Origin of the sequence: Algoriphagus sp. CAU 1675, from assembly GCF_029222925.1 — a bacterium.
In the GTDB taxonomy this organism is placed as follows: domain Bacteria; phylum Bacteroidota; class Bacteroidia; order Cytophagales; family Cyclobacteriaceae; genus Algoriphagus.
The window spans coordinates 295,590-314,488 of record NZ_JARHUI010000002.1 but is presented as its reverse complement, the minus strand read 5'-3'; the positions used below and the strand labels follow the sequence as shown (position 1 = coordinate 314,488).

The 18,899-nt window shown below is 44.3% G+C and carries 12 protein-coding genes; 6 read left to right on the top strand and 6 right to left on the bottom strand.

From position 1 onward, the window contains the following. Window positions 1-19: 19 nt before the first annotated feature. From P2G54_RS05360 to P2G54_RS05340, 5 genes are all read right to left on the bottom strand, one after another. Window positions 20-442 carry a hypothetical protein gene (locus P2G54_RS05360; RefSeq protein ID WP_275868966.1) on the bottom strand — a complete coding sequence of 141 codons (423 nt, stop codon included), beginning with the start codon at window positions 440-442 and terminating at the stop codon, window positions 20-22. 7 nt (window positions 443-449) lie between these two features. Continuing rightward, window positions 450-1,109 carry a phosphoribosyltransferase gene (locus P2G54_RS05355; protein WP_275868965.1) on the bottom strand — a complete coding sequence of 220 codons (660 nt, stop codon included), beginning with the start codon at window positions 1,107-1,109 and terminating at the stop codon, window positions 450-452. Window positions 1,110-1,123: 14 nt separating this feature from the next. Continuing rightward, complete coding sequence (locus tag P2G54_RS05350) at window positions 1,124-1,789, bottom strand: alpha/beta fold hydrolase (protein ID WP_275868964.1); 666 nt, start codon at window positions 1,787-1,789, stop codon at window positions 1,124-1,126. 236 nt (window positions 1,790-2,025) lie between these two features. Then, a complete protein-coding gene (locus P2G54_RS05345; protein ID WP_275868963.1) occupies window positions 2,026-3,195 on the bottom strand; it encodes a sialidase family protein in 1,170 nt (389 codons plus the stop codon). An 11-nt stretch (window positions 3,196-3,206) separates the two neighbouring features. Further along, window positions 3,207-4,667, bottom strand: a complete 1,461-nt coding sequence (locus P2G54_RS05340; protein WP_275868962.1) for a sulfatase-like hydrolase/transferase — start codon at window positions 4,665-4,667, stop codon at window positions 3,207-3,209. Window positions 4,668-4,816: 149 nt separating this feature from the next. On the opposite strand from P2G54_RS05340, the gene P2G54_RS05335 reads away from it, so the two are divergent. The 5 genes from P2G54_RS05335 to P2G54_RS05315 all read left to right on the top strand — a co-directional run bounded on the left by P2G54_RS05335 (window position 4,817) and on the right by P2G54_RS05315 (window position 14,834). After that, window positions 4,817-6,505: a sulfatase gene (locus P2G54_RS05335; RefSeq protein ID WP_275868961.1), complete on the top strand. Its 1,689-nt coding sequence runs from the start codon at window positions 4,817-4,819 to the stop codon at window positions 6,503-6,505. Between the two features lie 677 nt (window positions 6,506-7,182). Beyond that, entirely contained in the window at window positions 7,183-10,398 is a 3,216-nt protein-coding gene (locus tag P2G54_RS05330) for a SusC/RagA family TonB-linked outer membrane protein (RefSeq protein WP_275868960.1), read from the top strand. 35 nt (window positions 10,399-10,433) lie between these two features. Then, window positions 10,434-11,984 carry a SusD/RagB family nutrient-binding outer membrane lipoprotein gene (locus P2G54_RS05325; RefSeq protein ID WP_275868959.1) on the top strand — a complete coding sequence of 517 codons (1,551 nt, stop codon included), beginning with the start codon at window positions 10,434-10,436 and terminating at the stop codon, window positions 11,982-11,984. A gap of 79 nt (window positions 11,985-12,063) precedes the next feature. After that, window positions 12,064-13,155 carry an alkaline phosphatase family protein gene (locus P2G54_RS05320; RefSeq protein ID WP_275868958.1) on the top strand — a complete coding sequence of 364 codons (1,092 nt, stop codon included), beginning with the start codon at window positions 12,064-12,066 and terminating at the stop codon, window positions 13,153-13,155. Further along, window positions 13,152-14,834: a metallophosphoesterase gene (locus P2G54_RS05315; RefSeq protein ID WP_275868957.1), complete on the top strand. Its 1,683-nt coding sequence runs from the start codon at window positions 13,152-13,154 to the stop codon at window positions 14,832-14,834. Before P2G54_RS05320 ends, P2G54_RS05315 begins: the two co-directional genes overlap by 4 nt. 81 nt (window positions 14,835-14,915) lie before the next feature. Here the strand turns inward: P2G54_RS05315 and ssb are convergent, their stop codons facing one another. Further along, window positions 14,916-15,266 (bottom strand): single-stranded DNA-binding protein, encoded by a 351-nt coding sequence (gene ssb / locus P2G54_RS05310; protein WP_275868956.1) that lies wholly within the window; start codon window positions 15,264-15,266, stop codon window positions 14,916-14,918. Window positions 15,267-16,018: 752 nt separating this feature from the next. Here ssb and P2G54_RS05305 point away from each other — a divergent pair. Then, a complete protein-coding gene (locus tag P2G54_RS05305; RefSeq protein WP_275868953.1) occupies window positions 16,019-18,775 on the top strand; it encodes a carboxypeptidase-like regulatory domain-containing protein in 2,757 nt (918 codons plus the stop codon). The last annotated feature ends 124 nt before the right edge of the window (window positions 18,776-18,899 follow it).

Genomic DNA, 18,899 nt, shown 5'->3' with positions numbered 1-18,899 from the left:
TTTATATCAAAAGAAAATTTCAAGAAAAGTGATTTCTAACGAAGCTCAACAACTGGTTTGGAGTTAAGTTGTCTGCGTCTTCGGTATGAATTTTTACATCTGCAAAGGCTTTGTTAGAAGCCAGTTGATTGAGAAACTGCTTTTTGGCAGTACCGGGTCCGAACAGCAAAACTTCATCATATCCTGATAGCTTTCCCTCCAAAAGGGAAAAGTATTTTTTGACCTGTTCCTGGTGGATGTTGTTTTGCTTGTTTTCATTTGATGAAGGGGATTGTCCACTAAATTTGGTTTTCTGATCAGTTTCTCCTTCATACCGGACCATGCTTTCTACTGGAGAGTCAATGGTTTCCACCAGGGAAGCTTCTTTGTTTTGGTAATTGACCAAAAGGGCCTTTCCCATGTTCATCCAGAGTCCTAGTTTTTTATTATCCTGAGATTCCATCTTGTTGTTAGTTATGGTTTGTTTGAGTTTGATTTTTTCGGGCTTCTTGATGCTTGTTGATAAATTCAAGGGCTTCTTCATCAGTGAGGTTGGTGAAATATTCATATCCCTGTGAGACAGCATAAAAATCTTCCGGACTTTCCAGGATCAGTGTTTTATCTGACATGGATTTCAATTTCACTATGGTTTCAGGTGCTCCAATAGGTGCGGCGACGATTAGTTTTTTCGGCTGGAGTTTTTTACACATTTCCAGGGTTGCGAAGAGCGTGGCACCTGTGGCAATTCCGTCATCCACTACGATGACAGTCCGGTTTTTCATTTCTGGAACAGGTTGGCCCTTTCGCAGCAAATCAACTCTTCGTTTGATCTCATTTTTTTGTTGCTGAAGGATTTCCTCTATTTGTTCTTCACTTACTCTGGATCTGGCCAAAGAGGAAATATAAAGGCTCCCATCCTCGGCTACCGCTCCCATAGCAAATTCCGGATTGAAGGGGTATCCCAGTTTCCTTGAAATAATCGGGATCATTTCAGCATCCAGTTTCTGGGCCACATAGTATGCCGTTTCCATTCCACCTCTTGGAATTCCAACAACCAAGGGATTTTCATCTTTATATTTCAGAAGAGCTTCCCCTAATTTGGTTCCTGCATCTTTCCTGTCCCTGAACATGGCTCTTTATTTTGTTAGTTGACCTGATCAATTTCCTCGTTTTTAGGGATTGGGGAAAGATGAGTTTCAAACCAATCCCCAGTTTCCTTTGCCACTTCCTCCAGAGTCCCGGGCTCTTCAAAAAGATGTCCTGCCCCCGGAATCACTTTAATTTTTTTTGGTGATTCCAGTAATTCAAAGGATTCTCTGTTTAATTCCAGGACATAGTCGTCATTCCCTCCCACGACGAGAAGAGTAGGTGCTTGGACCAATCCTAGAAACCCGGTAGCCAAGTCCACTCTTCCACCACGACAAACGACAGCATGGACTTGTTTTGGTAAATAACTGGCTGCAACTAAAGCTACTGCAGCTCCTGTGCTGGATCCATAAAGGCCCACAGGGAGCTTGGAAAGGAAGGGGAAACTCTTGAGCTTTACGGTGACTTCCCGCATTCGTTCTGAGAGAAATTTGAGGTCAAAATCCCCAGTACTCAATTCGGATTCGGTGTTTGCAAACAAATCCATCAGAAAAGTCGCATAGCCCAACTTATTCAGGTACTCTGCTACAAAATGGTTTCGGGGGCTATTTCTTCCACTTCCGCTTCCATGAGCAAAAAGTACCAAACCTTTGGGTAGGTTGGGGACGGTCAGGTCACCTTCCAAGATGACTTTGCCGATTTCAATTTTCAGGCTTTCCTTCATCTCCGTAGAGGTTTTTGTTTGGAGAATTGAAGCCCCGACTTGCAAACTTCCATTCCAAAATGTGTCGCTTTTATTCTGGGCTTCCCCTTCTGAATACAGCCAAATACAGCTGTATTGTCATACTTAAATGACGGTAATTTCTATCTCGGAAAAAATGATATTCGTCAGTTAGGGTTGAATATTAGCTCAGTCCAGGAGCGGTTTCATGAATTTCTTTAGGGAAGCCACTTTCTCTTTTAGGGAAGGTTGTCCCATCTAATTTGCTTGAATACAATTTCGGAATAATTGTTTCTTTCGTAGAGGATTCCAAGAGTATCACTTTCCAATTGTACTAGGTCTGAATAGGCTGTCCAGGCTTTTTGCTCCGGGTTTTCAGTCTTATCAATGGCTATGGTCCTATCCCAAGTTTTGCCTTCATCAAAGCTTATTTTGATGCAAAGATTGTTTCTCTGATCTGGATGGGAAGCGTTTGAATGTGCAAGTATGGTTTTGCCTTTTCTTTCGCCTATGTTCAGAATCGAAGCCTGGCAAACCGGATCCGGTAATTGCTCTTCAAAATAGGCCTCGTCCCAAGTTTGGCCTCCATCGGATGAGTAGGCTAAAATTCTGCTCCGAATGTCTCCTTTTTGATTTCGGATGCTCATAATCATCCTGTCTTGGGAAAGCTCTGCTGCTATGGATTCATTGGACCCCGGGATTTCTATGGATTCAGAAAGGTGAAAGGTTTTTCCATGATCGTCACTATAAAATCCATGGGCCTGATATTCCGCGAATTGATCCTGAGGGTTTCCGGATGAATGGTTTGCGGCAACATAGATTCTACCCTTAAACTTTCCACCTTGAAACTGGAACGCATGTCCCGGGGTATTGGCATAGTGTCTCCAGTCTTGCGGGTTTGTATAGGAAGGGTTGAATTCAGGATTATTTGGAAGGTGGACCTGTTTAGTAATATTCACGGGGGCTTCCCAGGATTTTCCCAAATCGAAGGACTTGAGCATCCAAACTTCTCTTACACCCCGGTTCATTCTGATGTCGTATTCATGATTGTTGCCGGTATTGTAAAAAAGATAAACCACTCCATTAGGGTAGTTGGGATCATGGAGGTCCACAACAGGAGCCGGGTTTCCTGCCTGCAATGTATCATAGTCAATCAGGGTTTGGAGAGGTGACCAAGTAAGACCTTGATCCTCGCTTTTTTTCATGACCAGGTTCACATCTCCAAAGTCATCGCTTCCGTTCACCCGGCCTTCAGCAAAAGCCAAAAGTTCTCCTGAGGGAAGAGAAATAATTGCCGGAATACGATAAATCGCATGTCCCTCAGTTCCTCCTTTGAATACCAAGGATTCCTGTGCAAAGGCGAAAAAACTCAAAAAGCTAAAAAGGAATACTGTACTAAATTTCTTCATTTTTTTAGGGTTTAAGGCTGTTTTGAAAAGTACCGCTCCAAAGTATAGGTTGGCTGCCATTGATCTGGTTTTCTGACCAGAGTATCAGGATCATATTCCATAGGTTTAATGACATTGGCAGTCCAGGCTACGGTATCATCGGTTTGATTTTGCCATTCTTCCAAGAGTTTGGTCAGCTCGCTTATTTGGGAAGAATATTGGGTTTGCTCTGCCAGATTGTTTAGTTCCAAGGGGTCTTTTTCCAAATTGAAAAGCTGGGTATAATCTCTCTCCGGGTACCGGATCAGTTTCCATTCCTTGGTGCGAACTGCTCGGACGGTATTTCGGTAGGCTGTAAACAGGGAAGACCGGATTTCCTCTTGGGTTTTGTTCAGTACAGGTACAAGGCTATGTCCATCGATATTTTCAGGTTTGGGCAGTCCGGCCAGTTCAGAAAGGGTAGGATAGAGGTCATAGAGATAGGAGAGTGCATCGAATTCTGAGTTCTCCGGTATTCCAGGGCCTTTTAGAATCAAAGGGACTTTCGTGCTGTGCTCGTAAAGATTTTGCTTGCCTAAAAGACCGTGGCTTCCGGCTGCCAAGCCGTTGTCGGCTGCATAGACGATGATGGTGTTTTCATAAAGCCCCTGCTCTTTGAGGGTGGAAATGATCCTTCCAATTTGTTGGTCCAAGTGAGTGATCAATCCATAATAGTCAGAAAGTATCATTTGGATCACTTCGGGCTTCCTTGGCCACCCGGTCAGGTTTTCATCTCTTACAGTCAATTGGTCAAACTGGAATGGATGAAAAGGCATGTAATTTCCGGGCAGGGGGATTGTGCCATCCGGGTAGTGATTGATAAAATCCGGAGCTGGGGAATAGGGGTCGTGAGGAACCGTAAAGGCTACGTAGCAAAAGAAGGGATTGGGATTGCCCGAAGCTACATGGTCCTGAATAAAATCAACCGCAGACTGAGCGAATATCTCGGTAGAAAATCCTGTTTGGACTGCTTCTCCCAACTTTCCATCGGGACCCTTATCTCTCAAAGCGATGCTGTAGTGATTGGCCATTCCGCCTAAATAGACATTTTTTGCCTGTTGGAAATTTGCCTCAAAAGCCTCCTTTTCATTATGCCATTTTCCTGTTCCAAAGGTGGAATATCCTGCCTTTTCGAAGTCCATGGGCATGGTATTGACTCCTTTTAGTCGGTCATAAACATGAAACAGGCTTTTTCCGCTCAAGAGCATGGCCCGACTGGGAGCACAGATTGCCCCATGATGGCCTCCCATGACATAAGCATTGGTGAAGCGACTCCCTTCTCTTGCCAATTGGTCAATATTTGGCGTTTCGATATAGGTGTTTCCATATATGCCCAAGGCGTCAGCCCGTTGATCATCGGCAAAAAGGAATAGCACATTGGGAGGTGATTTTTTGGGTTCTGTACAGGAACCCAAAAGAAAAGCGAGAACAAATAGAAAGTTTAGGAGCTTCATGTTAAAATGCTGGTATTTCGGATTTAATAAAAATAATATTTGGTAAAATTTTGATTTTTCCATCCGTTTTTCATAAAAACTTCGGAAGGATTTATTTTTTGCTTAGGTTTGGACTCTTTCAAACCCTAATCCCTTCTACCCTAGATCCAATGAGGAAAATTACTGTATTTATCTTGGGAGTCTTGGCAACTTCGCTTCTTTTTTCCTGTTCCCAGGAAGAAAAAAAGGTTTCGGACAGACCCAATATCATCTTCATCATGTCTGATGATCACGCTTACCAGGCAATATCAGCTTATGATAACAGTCTGATTGAGACCCCAAATATCGATAGGATTGCCGATATGGGAATTCTATTTACTAATGCAAGTGTGACCAATTCCATTTGTGCCCCATCCAGAGCGACTATTCTGACCGGAAAGCATTCCCATCTCAACGGGAAAATTGACAACCATTTTCCTTTTGATACGACCAATATTACCTTTCCCCAGATCCTTCAGCAGGCAGGATATCAGACTGCCATGTTCGGGAAATTGCATTTTGGGAACAATCCAAAGGGCTTTGACCAGTTCAAGATTTTACCTGGACAAGGGGCCTATTACAATCCCGACTTTATCACCAAGAATGAAGGGAATATCCGGGTGGAAGGATATGTCACAGATATTATTACAGACATGACTTTGGATTGGCTGAGCAATGAGCGCAAAGCTGACCAGCCTTTTATGCTGATGTATTTGCATAAAGCTCCTCATAGGTCCTGGTTGATGGCTGAGCGTCATCTGGAAGATTTTACCAATAGGAGTTTTCCTGAGCCTGCAACCCTTTTTGATGATTATTCAGGAAGAACTTCCCCTGTAGCCGAGGCCGAAATGAGTATTCTGAAGCACATGAGTTGGGCTGGGGACAATAAAGTGTTTCCTGAGGTAATGGATGAATTGGGTATCGCTGAAATTGGATACGACAAGATTCGCTATGAGAATGAAATGAAGCGCCTGACTCCTTCACAGCGGGAACATTTCTTAAATGCCTATTCCAAGATCAACGAGGAATTCAAAAAGGCATATCCCAGCATGACTGAGGAGGAAATTATGAAGTGGAAATACCAGCGCTACATGCAGGATTATCTGGGTACTATCCAGGCTGTAGATGAAAACGTAGGTAGGTTGCTGGATTATTTGGAAGCCAATAACCTGATGGAAAATACCATAATCGTTTATACTTCTGATCAGGGCTTCTATCTTGGAGAGCATGGTTGGTTTGACAAGCGATTTGTATACGATCAGTCTTTCAAGACTCCGCTTTTGGTGGCTTGGCCGGGAAAAACCAAAGCAGGAACCCGTTCGGATGAGATGGTTCAAAACCTTGATTTTGCCCAGACTTTTTTAGAAGCGGCAGGAGTGGAAGCACCTAGCGATATGCAGGGTGAAAGCATGATCCCTTTGTTGACAGGAAATGAGGATAAATGGACCCGGGATGAGGTGTATTACCATTACTATGAATATCCCGCTGAGCATATGGTCAATCGCCATTATGCCATTGTGACCAAGGACTACAAGTTGATCCACTATTATTATGTAGAAGATCAATGGGAATTGATTGACAGGAAAAATGATCCAATGGAACTGAAAAATGTCTATGACGATCCTGCTTATTCCGAAATCAGAAAAGACCTGCATGAGCGACTGGATAAACTGAGGGAGAAATACAAGGACAATTCCCAGCTTAGTCAGAGGTATATAGATATGCTGCTTGAGGATGCCTCGGCAGGAAAAGTCTTTGGTGTTTCCAAGGAGCGAGTGGATGAAATCAAGGAGAGAAGGAAAAAAGTAGAAAGTCAATAAATTGAAGCCCGGATTGAACCCGGGCTTTTTTTATTTTTCTTCCGGCTTATCTTCCCGATAGAATCCTAAAAGGAAGACTGAAAATATTCCGGATTAGGTCAAAAGAAAGGTCTATCGCAAACCCCAGCAACCTGAATGGAAGCAACAGCAACCAAACGATGGGGTAGAGAATGAGTGCCAAAATAGCAATTGGCCAACATAAGATTAACAGAATCAGCCAAGCAAGAAAGGTCAACATGGGATGTTTTATTTGGTTATAAAATAAAACACAAGTTCAGTGCCTTATTAAAAAACTATTTGATAATCAATATTTTATAATTCTGATTTCTGTGTAATTGTCCTACTATCGGACACCCAAAATTCAATTTTGGACAGGGGTAGATTCTTTTAATGGCTCCGAGTTCGCCAAGTATTTTATCTAAAAGGTAATTTGTTTAATGTTTCTATATATTTCTTGATAATAAAAAGATAAAAATCAGGAAATATCCCTCTTCCTGTTAAGTGCACTTAATATGCTCTTTTTTCAATTATTGCCTTTTATAGCCTGAATTTAGAGTTTTAACATTTGGATAATTCATTTTTTGATAAAGGTGATTTAACTCCCAGCGAATAATGCGGGTATAGCTTTGGTAAAATTTTTAACCAAAAAAATCACGTATTCAAAACATTTACTTACAATGACTGCTAAAAAAAGCATTTGGCAAGGAATGATAGTGGCATGCATGCTCTTCATCCTCAACTTCTCCCAGGCCCAACAAATGAGGGTGGAAGGAAAAGTAAGTGACTCATCCAACGAGCCCCTTCCAGGAGCTACGGTGATGGTAAAAGGAACTACCAGAGGCACCGTTACGAATGGTGACGGTTCGTATTTTATTCAGGCATCTCCTTCGGAAACGCTTGTTTTTTCATTTGTGGGATTCGAAACTGTCGAGAGAATCGTAGGGAATTCCTCAGTGATCCACGTGACCTTGAACGAGGGTGTAGCCCTTAATGAAGTAGTGGTAACGGCATTGGGAGTTGAGCGGGAAACCAAAGCCTTGGGTTATTCTGTGCAAGCAGTAAGTGGAGACCGGTTTACAGAAGCCAGGGAAACCAATGTCATCAACTCCTTGAGCGGCCGTGTGGCAGGGGTGCAGATTACCAGTGGAACCTCTGGAATAGGGGGCTCCACCCGAGTGACAATTAGAGGGGAATCTTCTCTCAATATCAACGCCAACCAACCGCTATTTGTGGTGGATGGTGTGCCTATTTCCAATAATGTGGTAGGATCTACCGGTTCTGGAAATCAGGAAGTGGATTACGGAAATGCTGCCGGTGAAATCAACCCGGATGACATTGCCTCGATGACAGTCCTTAAAGGCCCGGCTGCCGCAGCCTTGTATGGCTCAAGAGCAGCCAACGGAGCTATTTTGATCACTACCAAATCAGGAAAAGGAAAGAAAGGACTGGGAGTGACCATCAACTCCAATACCACCTTTGACAATCCTTTGGTTTTGCCTCAATGGCAGAATAAATATGGACAGGGTAATAATGGACAATTTGAATTTGTGAACGGTGCGGGTGCCGGTATCGCTGATGGGGTGGATGAAAGCTGGGGTCCTGAATTGGATGCCGGATTGCTGCTTCCTCAATTTGATTCTCCAAGATCAGTGGCAGGTTACAGAGGCGGAGACTTAAATGCTCCAGCTGGAAGTACCATCACTCCAACTCCCTGGGCTTCACAACCCGACAACATCAACAACTTCTTCGAAACGGGAGTAACGCTTTCCAATAACGTTGCTTTGGCGGGGTCCAGCGAAAATGCAAACATCAGACTTTCCTGGACCAATCTGGATCAGAAGGGAATTGTACCAAATACAGACCTGAAAAGAAATACCATCGCAATGAACGGTGGAATCAATGTAACGGATAAGTTGACAGTAAATTCAGCAGTTAATTTCCAAAGAAGCAATAGCGGAAACCGTCCAAATATCAGTTATGGTACAGAAAACCTGATGTACCTCTGGATCTGGTATGGTCGTCAGATCAATACTTCCAATCTGAGAAATTATTGGATGAAGGGTAGGGAAGGCGTGCAGCAGTTCAACTACAATTACAACTACCACGACAACCCCTATTTCAACGTGTATGAAAATACCAACGGGCAGTCAAAGGATAGAATTTTTGGGAATGTTTCCCTGAACTACAAGTTCACAGACAAGCTGAACTTGATGGTGCGTACCGGTTTGGATACCTACAATGAACTGAGAGACAGAAAGCGTGCTTTCAGTACGCAGCGATTCCCTAAAGGAAACTACAGAGAAGATAATGTTTACTTTACGGAGCAAAACTCTGATTTCCTTTTAACCTATTCTGAGCATACCAAGCCGGTTTGGTCATACAGTGTTGCCGTGGGTGGTAACCAAATGCGTCAGGAAAACCGCTACTTGCAGACCGTGGCTCCTCAGTTGTTGATTCCGGGAATCTACAACTTTACCAATACTGCGGTGAACCTTCAGGTGAGCCAGTACAATTCTGAAAAGAGAATCAACTCACTATATGGATTCGGTCAAATCGGATACAAGAATATCCTTTTCCTGGATGTCACCGGAAGAAATGACTGGTCCAGTACACTTCCAGTAGGAAACAACAGCTATTTCTATCCTTCCGCTACTTTCAGCGCCGTGATTTCAGACATGATTACCTTTCCGGAAACCATTTCTTTCCTGAAAGGCAGAGTGGCTTATGCAGAAGTGGGGAATGATACAGATCCATACAGCCTGAGCAATGTCTACAATTCACAGACAGCTTGGGGTTCTATCCAGGCCAAATCCGAATCTTCCAGACTTTCCAATGCAGACTTGAAACCGGAAAGAACTGCAGCCTTCGAAACAGGTTTGGATATCCGTTTTCTAAGCGGAAGACTGGGACTGGACTTCACCTATTTTGACAACAGAACAAGAAACCAGATCATCCCAATTGAATTGGATATTGCGACCGGTTATGCTTCCAGAATCATCAATGCCGGAGAGATCCAGAACAAAGGGATTGAAATAGTTCTCAATGGAGCTCCCGTTGTTTCTCAAGATGGATTGAACTGGAATTTCACTGCCAATTTTACCCGAACCAGAGGTAAGGTGTTGGAGTTGACTGAAGGTTTGGATACGTATACCTTGACCGGAAGAAACGGTGCCAATATCCAGGCCCGAATCGGTGAAAGAATGGGTAATATTTACGGCTCTGGTTTCTTGAGAGTAGAAGATCCAGCTTCTCCTTACTACGGACAGATCGTCCATACCACATCAGGTACACCAATTACTGATCCTACCTTGAAACTTCAGGGGAATTACAACCCGGATTGGATGCTGGGCTTGCAAAATAACTTCAGCTACAAAGGACTTTCCCTGGGCTTCTTGTTTGATTTCAGATACGGTGGGATTGTAGTTTCCCGAACCAAAACCATCGGAAGTACTTCCGGTCAGTTGGAGGAGACTTTGTACGGACGTGAAAATGGTTATGATCTATCTGTTGACGGAAACGGAATTGTCAGCCCGGGTGTGATCAAAAATGCAGACGGTTCATACACTCCGAACACCATCAAGATCTCTTCAAGAAACTGGCACAACCGTTATTACGAGCGAAACAACGTGGAAGCGGCCAAATATGACGCTACCTTCCTGAAACTTCGTGAAGTGACTATTGGATACACCGTGCCAAGATCTGTATTAGGCAAATTGCCAGTACAAGATGTGAAAATTTCCCTTGTTGCCCGTAATCTGGCTCTTTGGACTGAAAACCCTCACTTCGACCCTGAAACACTTTCCATGTCTGGAGGAACCCTTCAGCCGGGTATTGAAAACATGGCTTTCCCTTCTACCAGAAGTGTTGGATTCAACCTGAACGTCAAGTTTTAATTCTCGGAACCTGAAAAATTAAACACACAGAAATCATGCAATTCAATACTAAATACATCGCGGGATTAGGTTTTGCCCTCGTAATGGGACTAAGTTCCTGCGACAAGGATTTTGAAACTATCAATGTTAATCCAAACAGCCCGGAGACAGTTTCTTCCAGCCTTTTATTGCCAACTATAATTCGAAACACCACCAATGAGATTGCAGGGGCAGCTTGGGGAATCGGAAATGTGGTCGTGCAACAAACCGCAAAAATCCAGTTTACCAATGAAGACCGATACAATTGGGGGCCTGCAGGCAATCCTTATAATAACTTCTATAATTCGCTTCGTGACCTCAACAATGTGATCCGGATTTCATCTGAGGCCGGACAAAATAACTATGTAGGAATCGCAAAGGTGATGAGAGCCCATATGTTCGCATTTATGACAGATGCTTACGGGGAGTTGCCTTATTCTGAAGCAACCCAAGCCAAAGAAGCCATCAACTATCCAAAGTTTGATACCCAGGAAGAAATCTACAGCGGTATCCTGGCAGAACTGCAGGAGGCAAATGATTTGTTGGGTTCTTCCTACGAATCAGTAGAAGGAGATATTTTGTTTGAAGGTGATGTTTTGAGATGGAAGAAGTTTGCCAACTCACTTCGCTTGAGAATCTTGATGAGACTTTCGGATCGTCAGGACCCATCGGCTGCCATGCAGGCAATTTTGAATAACCCGGCACAAACTCCCATCTTCATCTCCAATGAGGAGCAGGCTGCATTGCAGTATCTACAGGATGTACCCAATCAGCATCCACTTTACACCACGCGTTCAGGTTCATTTGATGAATATAGACTGAGCGAAAAAATGGAAGGTGTATTGAAGGATTTGAATGATCCTCGCCTGTTTGCTTATGCCCAGCCGACCAATGATTCCGGAGCCGGTATTATCGGTGAAGTTGATGATTACCAAGGAGTGCCCAATGGACTGGCTGATGAGGAGGCTTTGCAGTATTCTCCTGCAGGAGATCCTGCTAAAGGAGGTTCGAATTTTATTTCCAGAGTCGGTCTTCTTTGGTCTTGTTCTGCCTGTACTTCATTGGCTAACCCAACAGGATACCAAGCGATTTTGATGAGCTATGCCGAGCTGCAGTTTGTATTGGCAGAGGCTAGGGAAAGAGGTTATATTTCCACAGGTTCTGCAGAAGAATACTACAGAAACGGAATCCAGGCTTCCATTGACTATTACAAAGAACGCTATGAGGCGATTGGCTTAAGCCAGATTTCTGAAAAATTGGTGGTTGATGAATCCTATTTTGCCCAGGCAGATGTGGCCTATACCGGGACAGCAACTGAAAAACTTGCTAAAATAGGCACTCAAAAGTGGTTGGCTCTTTTCTTTAATGGTCTGGAAGGCTGGTATGACTGGAGAAGAACTGACTATCCGAAAATCCTACCTGGTCCTGCGGCTTATATCAACACGGTCCCCGTTCGCTATATGTATCCATCTTCTGTTCAGTCTCTGAATGGAGAGAATTATAAGGCTGCCATTGCCCGTCAGGGTGCAGACAACCTGACAACCCGTGTATGGTGGGATGTAGATTAATCAAAAAACCATTATCTTAAATCAATCTATCCTGTACCGGGAAACTGGTACAGGATTCTTTTCTAAAAAAACTTTTACCATGATTAAACGCAATTTGCTACTGACCTTGGCTCTGTTTCTGGGAGCTGCTCAGGCATTTTCCCAAACGAATTATAAAACAGAAAACATCGTCCTGATCACCTTGGATGGGATGCGCTGGCAGGAAGTCTTCAAGGGAGCCGACTCGCTGTTGGTGGATGATACCGGTATGATCAAAACAGCCGGCTCTTTGCTGGAGGATTTTTGGGATGAAAACTCCCAAATCCGAAGGGAAAAATTGCTTCCCTTCTTCTGGAACACTCTTGCGAAAGAAGGGCAAATCTATGGAAACCGGGCGTATGGAAATTTTGTCAACAACAGCAATTCCATGTGGTTTTCCTACCCAGGCTACAATGAGGTGTTGAGTGGATTTGCGGATGATGAGCGAATCAATTCCAATTCAAAAATCAACAATCCAAACGTGACTTTTTTGGAATACCTCAATCAGAGACCTGAGTACCAGGGGAAGGTAATGGCCTTTGGAAGCTGGGATGTGTTTCCTTACATCGTAAATGAAGAGCGTAGCGGGGTTCCGGTAAATGCCGGTTTTGACAAGGCAGAAGGAAATAACCTGACGGATAGAGAGCTATTGATCAATCGAATGCAGGATGAAATCCGCGGGCCTTGGGGCGGAGTTCGTTTGGATCCCTTTACCCATCATTACGCATTGGAAGCCATCAAGAAGCACAAACCTAAGGTGCTTTACATTGCCTATGGAGAAACCGACGATTGGGCCCATGGCAATCATTACGACGAATACCTCTGGTCAGCTCGTCAGACTGATGACTACATTCGGGAAATTTGGGAAATGATCCAGTCAGATCCACAATACAAGGATAAAACTACCATGATCATCACTACAGACCATGGTCGTGGAACCAGCAAGACGAGCTGGAGAAGCCATGGAGCTTCCATTCCTGTGGCTGGACAAATCTGGATGGCAGCGATCGGACCGGATACGCCCGCAGGTGGTGAAATGAAGGTAGAGGGGCAGTGGTATTCAGCCCGAATCGCACGAACCATTTTTACTTTGCTGGGTTTGGAGTATCCGGATGAAAAAGCAGGAGCCGTAATTGAAGAAATGATTCAATGAGAACATTTTGGATAGGCTGTTGTGCGCTGTTGTTGATTCAGGCCTGTCAGCCAAAATCTACCTCTCCGACTTTCGGAGAGGTATTTTTTTCGGATGGTTTTCAGATTGGGGAATATCTGGATGATGGATTTTCTGGAGAAAATCTTTTCCTTTTGGATTCCGGTTGGAGGTATTTAGGCTCGGATTCTATCCCCGGGATTGAAAGGGAATTTCCGGGTGTGATGGATACTGGTGAGCATATTTTGCTTCCACATCGGCTTAGTCTTCCCAATCATTCTATGTGGTATCACTGGGAAGGATTTTTGGATCAGGGGGTTTTAATTGTTGACGCGGATGATGGGGTGCAGGTCTGGTTGGATGGCGAAAGAGTAAAAAGATCCCCGGAAAGAGAACTATTTGAGGTCAAGGGAGCTGGCAAAAGAAGTTTAATACTACGGGTAGTCAACAATGCGATGGCGGGTGGATTGAGGAAAATCCACTGGATGAAAGAGGAAAATTATTGGAAGTGGAAGAATTCTCTTCAGGTAAGAAGAGATTCTGTTCTTACCCGGCGCAAACTGGATCTTTTGGAGGACGAGTCTCTGAAGGATCAATTGGAGAAATTGTCCTTCGAAGAACGAGGAGAAATTCTAAAATCCTATCCCATCGTATTTACCAGCCCCTTGCTTTTGCTTGGTACTGATGGCATTCCTTTTCTCCGTTGGGTCAGTGAACAAGGAGGCGAGGCGAGGCTTGTTTTTCAGGGTGGAAAGGAGGTAAAGGTTCAGTCTCAGGACGGAATTTTTAATTATGATTTGAGTAAGGAGTCTTCCCTTAGTTTTGAACTGTTTCAGGGAAAATCCCATCAAGGCAGCTTCGAATTTGAACTTCCAGTCGCCAAGGATTCAGTAAAAATTGCTATTTGGGGAGACTCTCAGGGAGGTTGGGAAACTTTCCGAAAAATATCCGAAGAGATCGAAAAGCATCAAGTGGATTTAAGTGTAGGGGCAGGGGACCTGGTCAATAATGGTTCGGAGGAATTGGCGTACCCTAGACTTTTACAGGTACTGGGCGAAATGAAAACACTGCAGCTTTTGGTCCCGGGCAATCATGACTACGATGGGTTTTATGAGGATCTAAAGCCCAAACCAATGCACGCTTATCTTTTTAAGGAGAAACAGAAAACCTATGGGCTGCAGTTTTTTGGACCACTAGCAGTCATGACTTTGGATCCGAATACGTTTTTTCCTGTTTCTCTTCCTGAAGGTAGTGAGCAAAGGGAATGGATGGATAAACAGTTGAATTCAGAAAAGTGGGCTTCCAGTCCTTGGAAGATGGTCGTACTTCATCAGCCTCCTTATTCACAAGGTTGGCCGGATTACCATGGAGAAGAGTCCATTCGCGAACTACTGGAACCCTACTTTCACAAGGGTTTGATTGATATTGTACAAGCCGGGCATACCCATGACTATGAACGTTGGACCGGGGAATTCTCAGGTAACAGGGTTCATTTTCTGATAGTGGGGGGAGCTGGTGGAGGCTTAGAAAAAGAAGGGATGAGTTCGGCTTACCCTGAAATGGATCTTTTGGTGAAAAAACACCATTATGGAATCATGAACCTGAAAGAAGACGCCATTCAACTTCAGGTATTTGGTTTAGGGGGAGAGGTTTTGGATGAATTTAGAATAAATAAGAAATGATCAGGTTGATTTGTTAGAGAGTAAAAATTAAGAGGGAGGCCTACAAAAATGACCTCCCTCTTTGTTTTGATAAATCTCGGATCAGGCATTCTGGTCAGTTTTATTTCCCATAAGCAACAGGTCGCTGACCACGACTTCTGTAATATTACGCTTGATTCCTTCCTTATCGGTATAATCTCTATTGGTCAATTTGCCTTCCACTGCAATTTCGGAACCTTTGTCAGTATATTTTTCCAGGATTTCAACCTGTTTGCCCCATATTACAAGATTGTGCCAGGTGGTTTCTGTTACTTTTTCACCTTTTTGGTTTTTGTAGGTTTCGTGGGTTGCGAGGCTGACTTTGCCGACTTTTTTGCCGGAGTCAAGGGTTTTTACTTCCACTTTGCCACCTAGGTGGCCGATGAGTTGAACTCTGTTTCTTAGCGCATTCATAAGATTGTGATTTAAGTGAGAAAAAAGATTTCGTTTCGCCAGAGGAAATCGATGAGTCAAAGTTGAGAGAATGGGAATTCAGTAGTCGGGAAACAATCACTTGTATCCGAAAGTAGTCGATTGTTGTCGGTTGAAAGGTACAAATCAGCGATTAGCAACTCGCTGCCCAGTCCATCCATCTGTAGCTCTGGCTGAAGTGCTTTAAAATGGGGCGGACTCAGGGGTAAATGAAGGCTTTACGGAAGTTGGCTAGTCCTTGGATTCCAGTGATTTGCGATTCCGTCTATCGCCATGGGGCTTCTTCCTTGTTGTCCTGCTTCTCGGGAAGCGGGACTCTTTTCCTGGAATTCTTGGAATTTGCAATTCCATTTCATGCTGCAATCTCCCCACCCGTCCCCGTCCTCCGGTATTTTGTTGATCTGTTCTCAATACGATCCTGCACCGGAGGATGTGGCCTTTTGATTTTTATACCATGGGTTCCACTAGCGCTACACCCATGGCTACCATCTTGCGCCCCTACGGGGCTTTTCTTTTATGTAGAATGGAGTCTGTAGTTAGCAATTGGCACTACTAAAAATCCATACCCTCCAACTTATTTATGAGACTGCCACGTCGGCTTATGGCCTCCTTGCAGTGACGATAACCGATAGGCTTCAACTCAATAACCTGCAACTGACAACCTCTTCAAGAAAATCTAGTTTGAATATGAATTAAAAAATCCGTATCCTTAAATGGATAGAAATCAATTTTTTATGAGACACTTTTTTTTGATACTGCTGTTCTTTTCGGTTGAGGCTACATTGGCCCAGACGGTCACCGGTGTAGTTCGGGAGAAAGGAACCGGACTTCCCCTTCCCTTTGCCAATGTCTTTGTCAACAATACCACCTATGGGGCTGCCAGTGATGAAAACGGGGAATTTAAACTGACGGGAGATTTTCCTTCGGAAATTGAGGTAGTTGCCTCCTTTGTAGGCTATGTGACCGGAGTCCAAGTAGTTTCTTTTCAGGGAAAAAACGAAGTCCGTGTTGAATTTGAACTGGCATTCAATGAATCCAGCCTTTCGGAGGTGGAGCTCAAATCCAAGCGGGACAAGTCCTGGGAACGGGACTTTCGCAGGTTTGAGGAAGTGTTTTTAGCCCTTCCGGATGATCCCTATAGATCCCAGATTGAAATCCACAATCCCTGGGTAGTGGATTTTGAAAAAGTCAAGGTAGAAAAAGGTCCTAACTACCTCAAAGCTTCCGCTCAGGAACCCCTGAAGATCAGCAACCGGGCTCTGGGGTATGAGATTGTCTTTTACCTTCAGGATTTCAGGATGCTTCGGAATGCCTCCCGCTTTTATGGGCAGGTGTTTTACAGAGAAATGGATCCGATAGACTCCCTTACCGGAGCCCGGTGGGAAAGCGGTAGGGAGGGGGTTTATCGAAGCTCTGTCCGCAATTTGAATATGTCCACCCTGCTCAATACTATGGATTCCCTGGAATTGGCGGTTTATTATGTTCTTCCGGATAAAGAAGACCGGAAAAGAACCAATGATTTTACCGTGGAAATCAATAAATCCCTTAAACCTGTGGCAGTGGACTCGATCTTGAAAAGACCTTTGGGCAATGGGAATTACCGCATTTTTCTACCCGGCAGAATGGAAGTCCATCATTTGGACAAACCTTGGAGAAATGACTACTACATCAACGTTTCCCATGCCATCAGCTGGATCCAGGCTCCGGAGGGGTACTACGATGTGGACAGAAAGGGAATACCTGTCAATCCTACCCAATTATTGTTGTCAGGTTATCTGGGAAGGCAGCGTCTCGCCCGTATTCTACCACTGGATTTTGTGCCGGATAAGAAATTCGAAATCTCTGAAACCGTGGCTGAAGTAGTCAGCAGTCCGGCTGCCCGCCTAAACCGGCTTCGGGAAAAGGTCTGGCTGACTTCAAACAAGGAGTATTTCTATCCGGGAGAAACGGTCTGGCTAGGAGGGAAAATGCTGTATCAGGAGCCTTCTTTAGGGGACACCCTGAGTCGGGTAGTCTATGTGGATTTAGTGGACAAAGATTCTGAAATCATCCAGTCTGCCACCTTCTCGGTTGAGCAGGGTAAAATCAACGGAGGCCTGGAGCTTTCCCAGGATCTGCTTCCCGGAGATTATGTCCTGAGGGCCTATACCCATTGGAACAGGAATTTTTCGGAAGGGGATCAGTTTGTACTTCCTTTCCCAGTCCTAAAACCGGGTTTTAGACCCGAGGTGGAAACTAAAGAACAGGAATCCTACTTCGGGGAGATTCTAGTAGATCCTGAATTCAGCATTACCGATTCTCTGACCTACCGGGTCATGGACCTGAATCTTGAATTCAGAGATCAATTCGATAATCCAATAGACGGGGACTTTGTCCTGTCCCTTACCGACGTGGATGCAGTGGTAGACATGGATCAGGGGATTCGTCTGGAGCAGGCCATGAACTGGTTGGACCGGGGCTTGGCGGAAACCTTCCGGAGCGAACTTACTTTCCCAATAGAATATGGCATATCCCTAAGCGGGAAGTTCATTCCGGACAACAAACGCCGTCCTCCGGTCAATCCCATTACCATAGTGCGGGGGGATCTGGAAGACTATGGTCGGGTGCTGACCGACTCTACCGGAATTTTTTGGGCTTCCGGCTTGTATTATGCTGATACGGCCCAGATTGCAATCGCAGCCCTGGACGAGAAAATGAATCCCTACGGATCAGTGGAGCTTTTTTTCCGGGACAGTCCGGTACTCCCAAATGACTTGCCTAAGTATTCCTATAAAATTGAACCTATTCCTGTGGAGGATCATAGTTTGGACCTGTCTGGGGACTTTATCCTTTTGGAGGAATTTGTCAAAGAGGAGGAGAAAACCAGGGAAACCATGGCCGACCGCAATTATGGATACGGGGAGCCTACCCAGGAGATTGGACCGGAGGACTTGGAGAAGCTTACCTTTATTGACATATGGGGAAAACTCCGATTTAGAGGAGGTCAGTTTGGCAACTATAATTTCGGAGAAAAAACTGGAATGCCCTTGCTGATCATTAATGGCCAATCTCTTCCTTATTTAACAGAGCGTGAGTTTGAAGAAATTTTAATTCAGTATGAACCTTCCCAGCTTGAATCCATCAAAGTGTATTCGGATAACATAGATAAATCCATATTCGGAATGGCAGGCTATGCCGGGGTGATCATGATAGAGACCAAAAAAGGATTCCGTACCGGGCCTGAGAGTGACCGAAAATTCAACTCATCAGGTTTTCAGCTATTCCCTGTTTCGGGCTTTACCGAATTTCCCGAATTTCCTAAAAATCCCCCGGCTGACCGGTATTTGAGGAAAAAGCCAACCCTCTATTGGGAGCCCAATGCGAAAACTACTGAAGGTCTTTACAAAAGCACGATCAAAATCCCTTATGGAGTTCGGGCTATTCGCCTTAAAGTGGAAGGAGTATCCGTGGATGGGGAGGTCTTTTATCAGGTGATGGAAATGGAGTTGTAAGGTTGTGATTTTCAGGTTTTCCTTGTTGTCCTGTTGTCCTGCGTCTCCTGAAATTCGACTGTAACAAACAACTCACAACCTACAACTTATAACTCACCACTTTTAACCTGCAACTGACAATCCA

Excerpts from the sequence above, each read along its gene's own strand:
- P2G54_RS05320 (WP_275868958.1), top strand. The coding sequence starts at position 12,064 with ATGATTAAACGCAATTTGCTACTGACCTTGGCTCTGTTTCTGGGAGCT.
- P2G54_RS05340 (WP_275868962.1), bottom strand. The coding sequence starts at position 4,667 with ATGAAGCTCCTAAACTTTCTATTTGTTCTCGCTTTTCTTTTGGGTTCC.
- P2G54_RS05360 (WP_275868966.1), bottom strand. The coding sequence starts at position 442 with ATGGAATCTCAGGATAATAAAAAACTAGGACTCTGGATGAACATGGGA.
- P2G54_RS05330 (WP_275868960.1), top strand. The coding sequence starts at position 7,183 with ATGACTGCTAAAAAAAGCATTTGGCAAGGAATGATAGTGGCATGCATG.
- P2G54_RS05315 (WP_275868957.1), top strand. The coding sequence starts at position 13,152 with ATGAGAACATTTTGGATAGGCTGTTGTGCGCTGTTGTTGATTCAGGCC.
- P2G54_RS05350 (WP_275868964.1), bottom strand. The coding sequence starts at position 1,789 with ATGAAGGAAAGCCTGAAAATTGAAATCGGCAAAGTCATCTTGGAAGGT.
- P2G54_RS05305 (WP_275868953.1), top strand. The coding sequence starts at position 16,019 with ATGAGACACTTTTTTTTGATACTGCTGTTCTTTTCGGTTGAGGCTACA.
- P2G54_RS05345 (WP_275868963.1), bottom strand. The coding sequence starts at position 3,195 with ATGAAGAAATTTAGTACAGTATTCCTTTTTAGCTTTTTGAGTTTTTTC.
- ssb (WP_275868956.1), bottom strand. The coding sequence starts at position 15,266 with ATGAATGCGCTAAGAAACAGAGTTCAACTCATCGGCCACCTAGGTGGC.
- P2G54_RS05355 (WP_275868965.1), bottom strand. The coding sequence starts at position 1,109 with ATGTTCAGGGACAGGAAAGATGCAGGAACCAAATTAGGGGAAGCTCTT.
- P2G54_RS05325 (WP_275868959.1), top strand. The coding sequence starts at position 10,434 with ATGCAATTCAATACTAAATACATCGCGGGATTAGGTTTTGCCCTCGTA.
- P2G54_RS05335 (WP_275868961.1), top strand. The coding sequence starts at position 4,817 with ATGAGGAAAATTACTGTATTTATCTTGGGAGTCTTGGCAACTTCGCTT.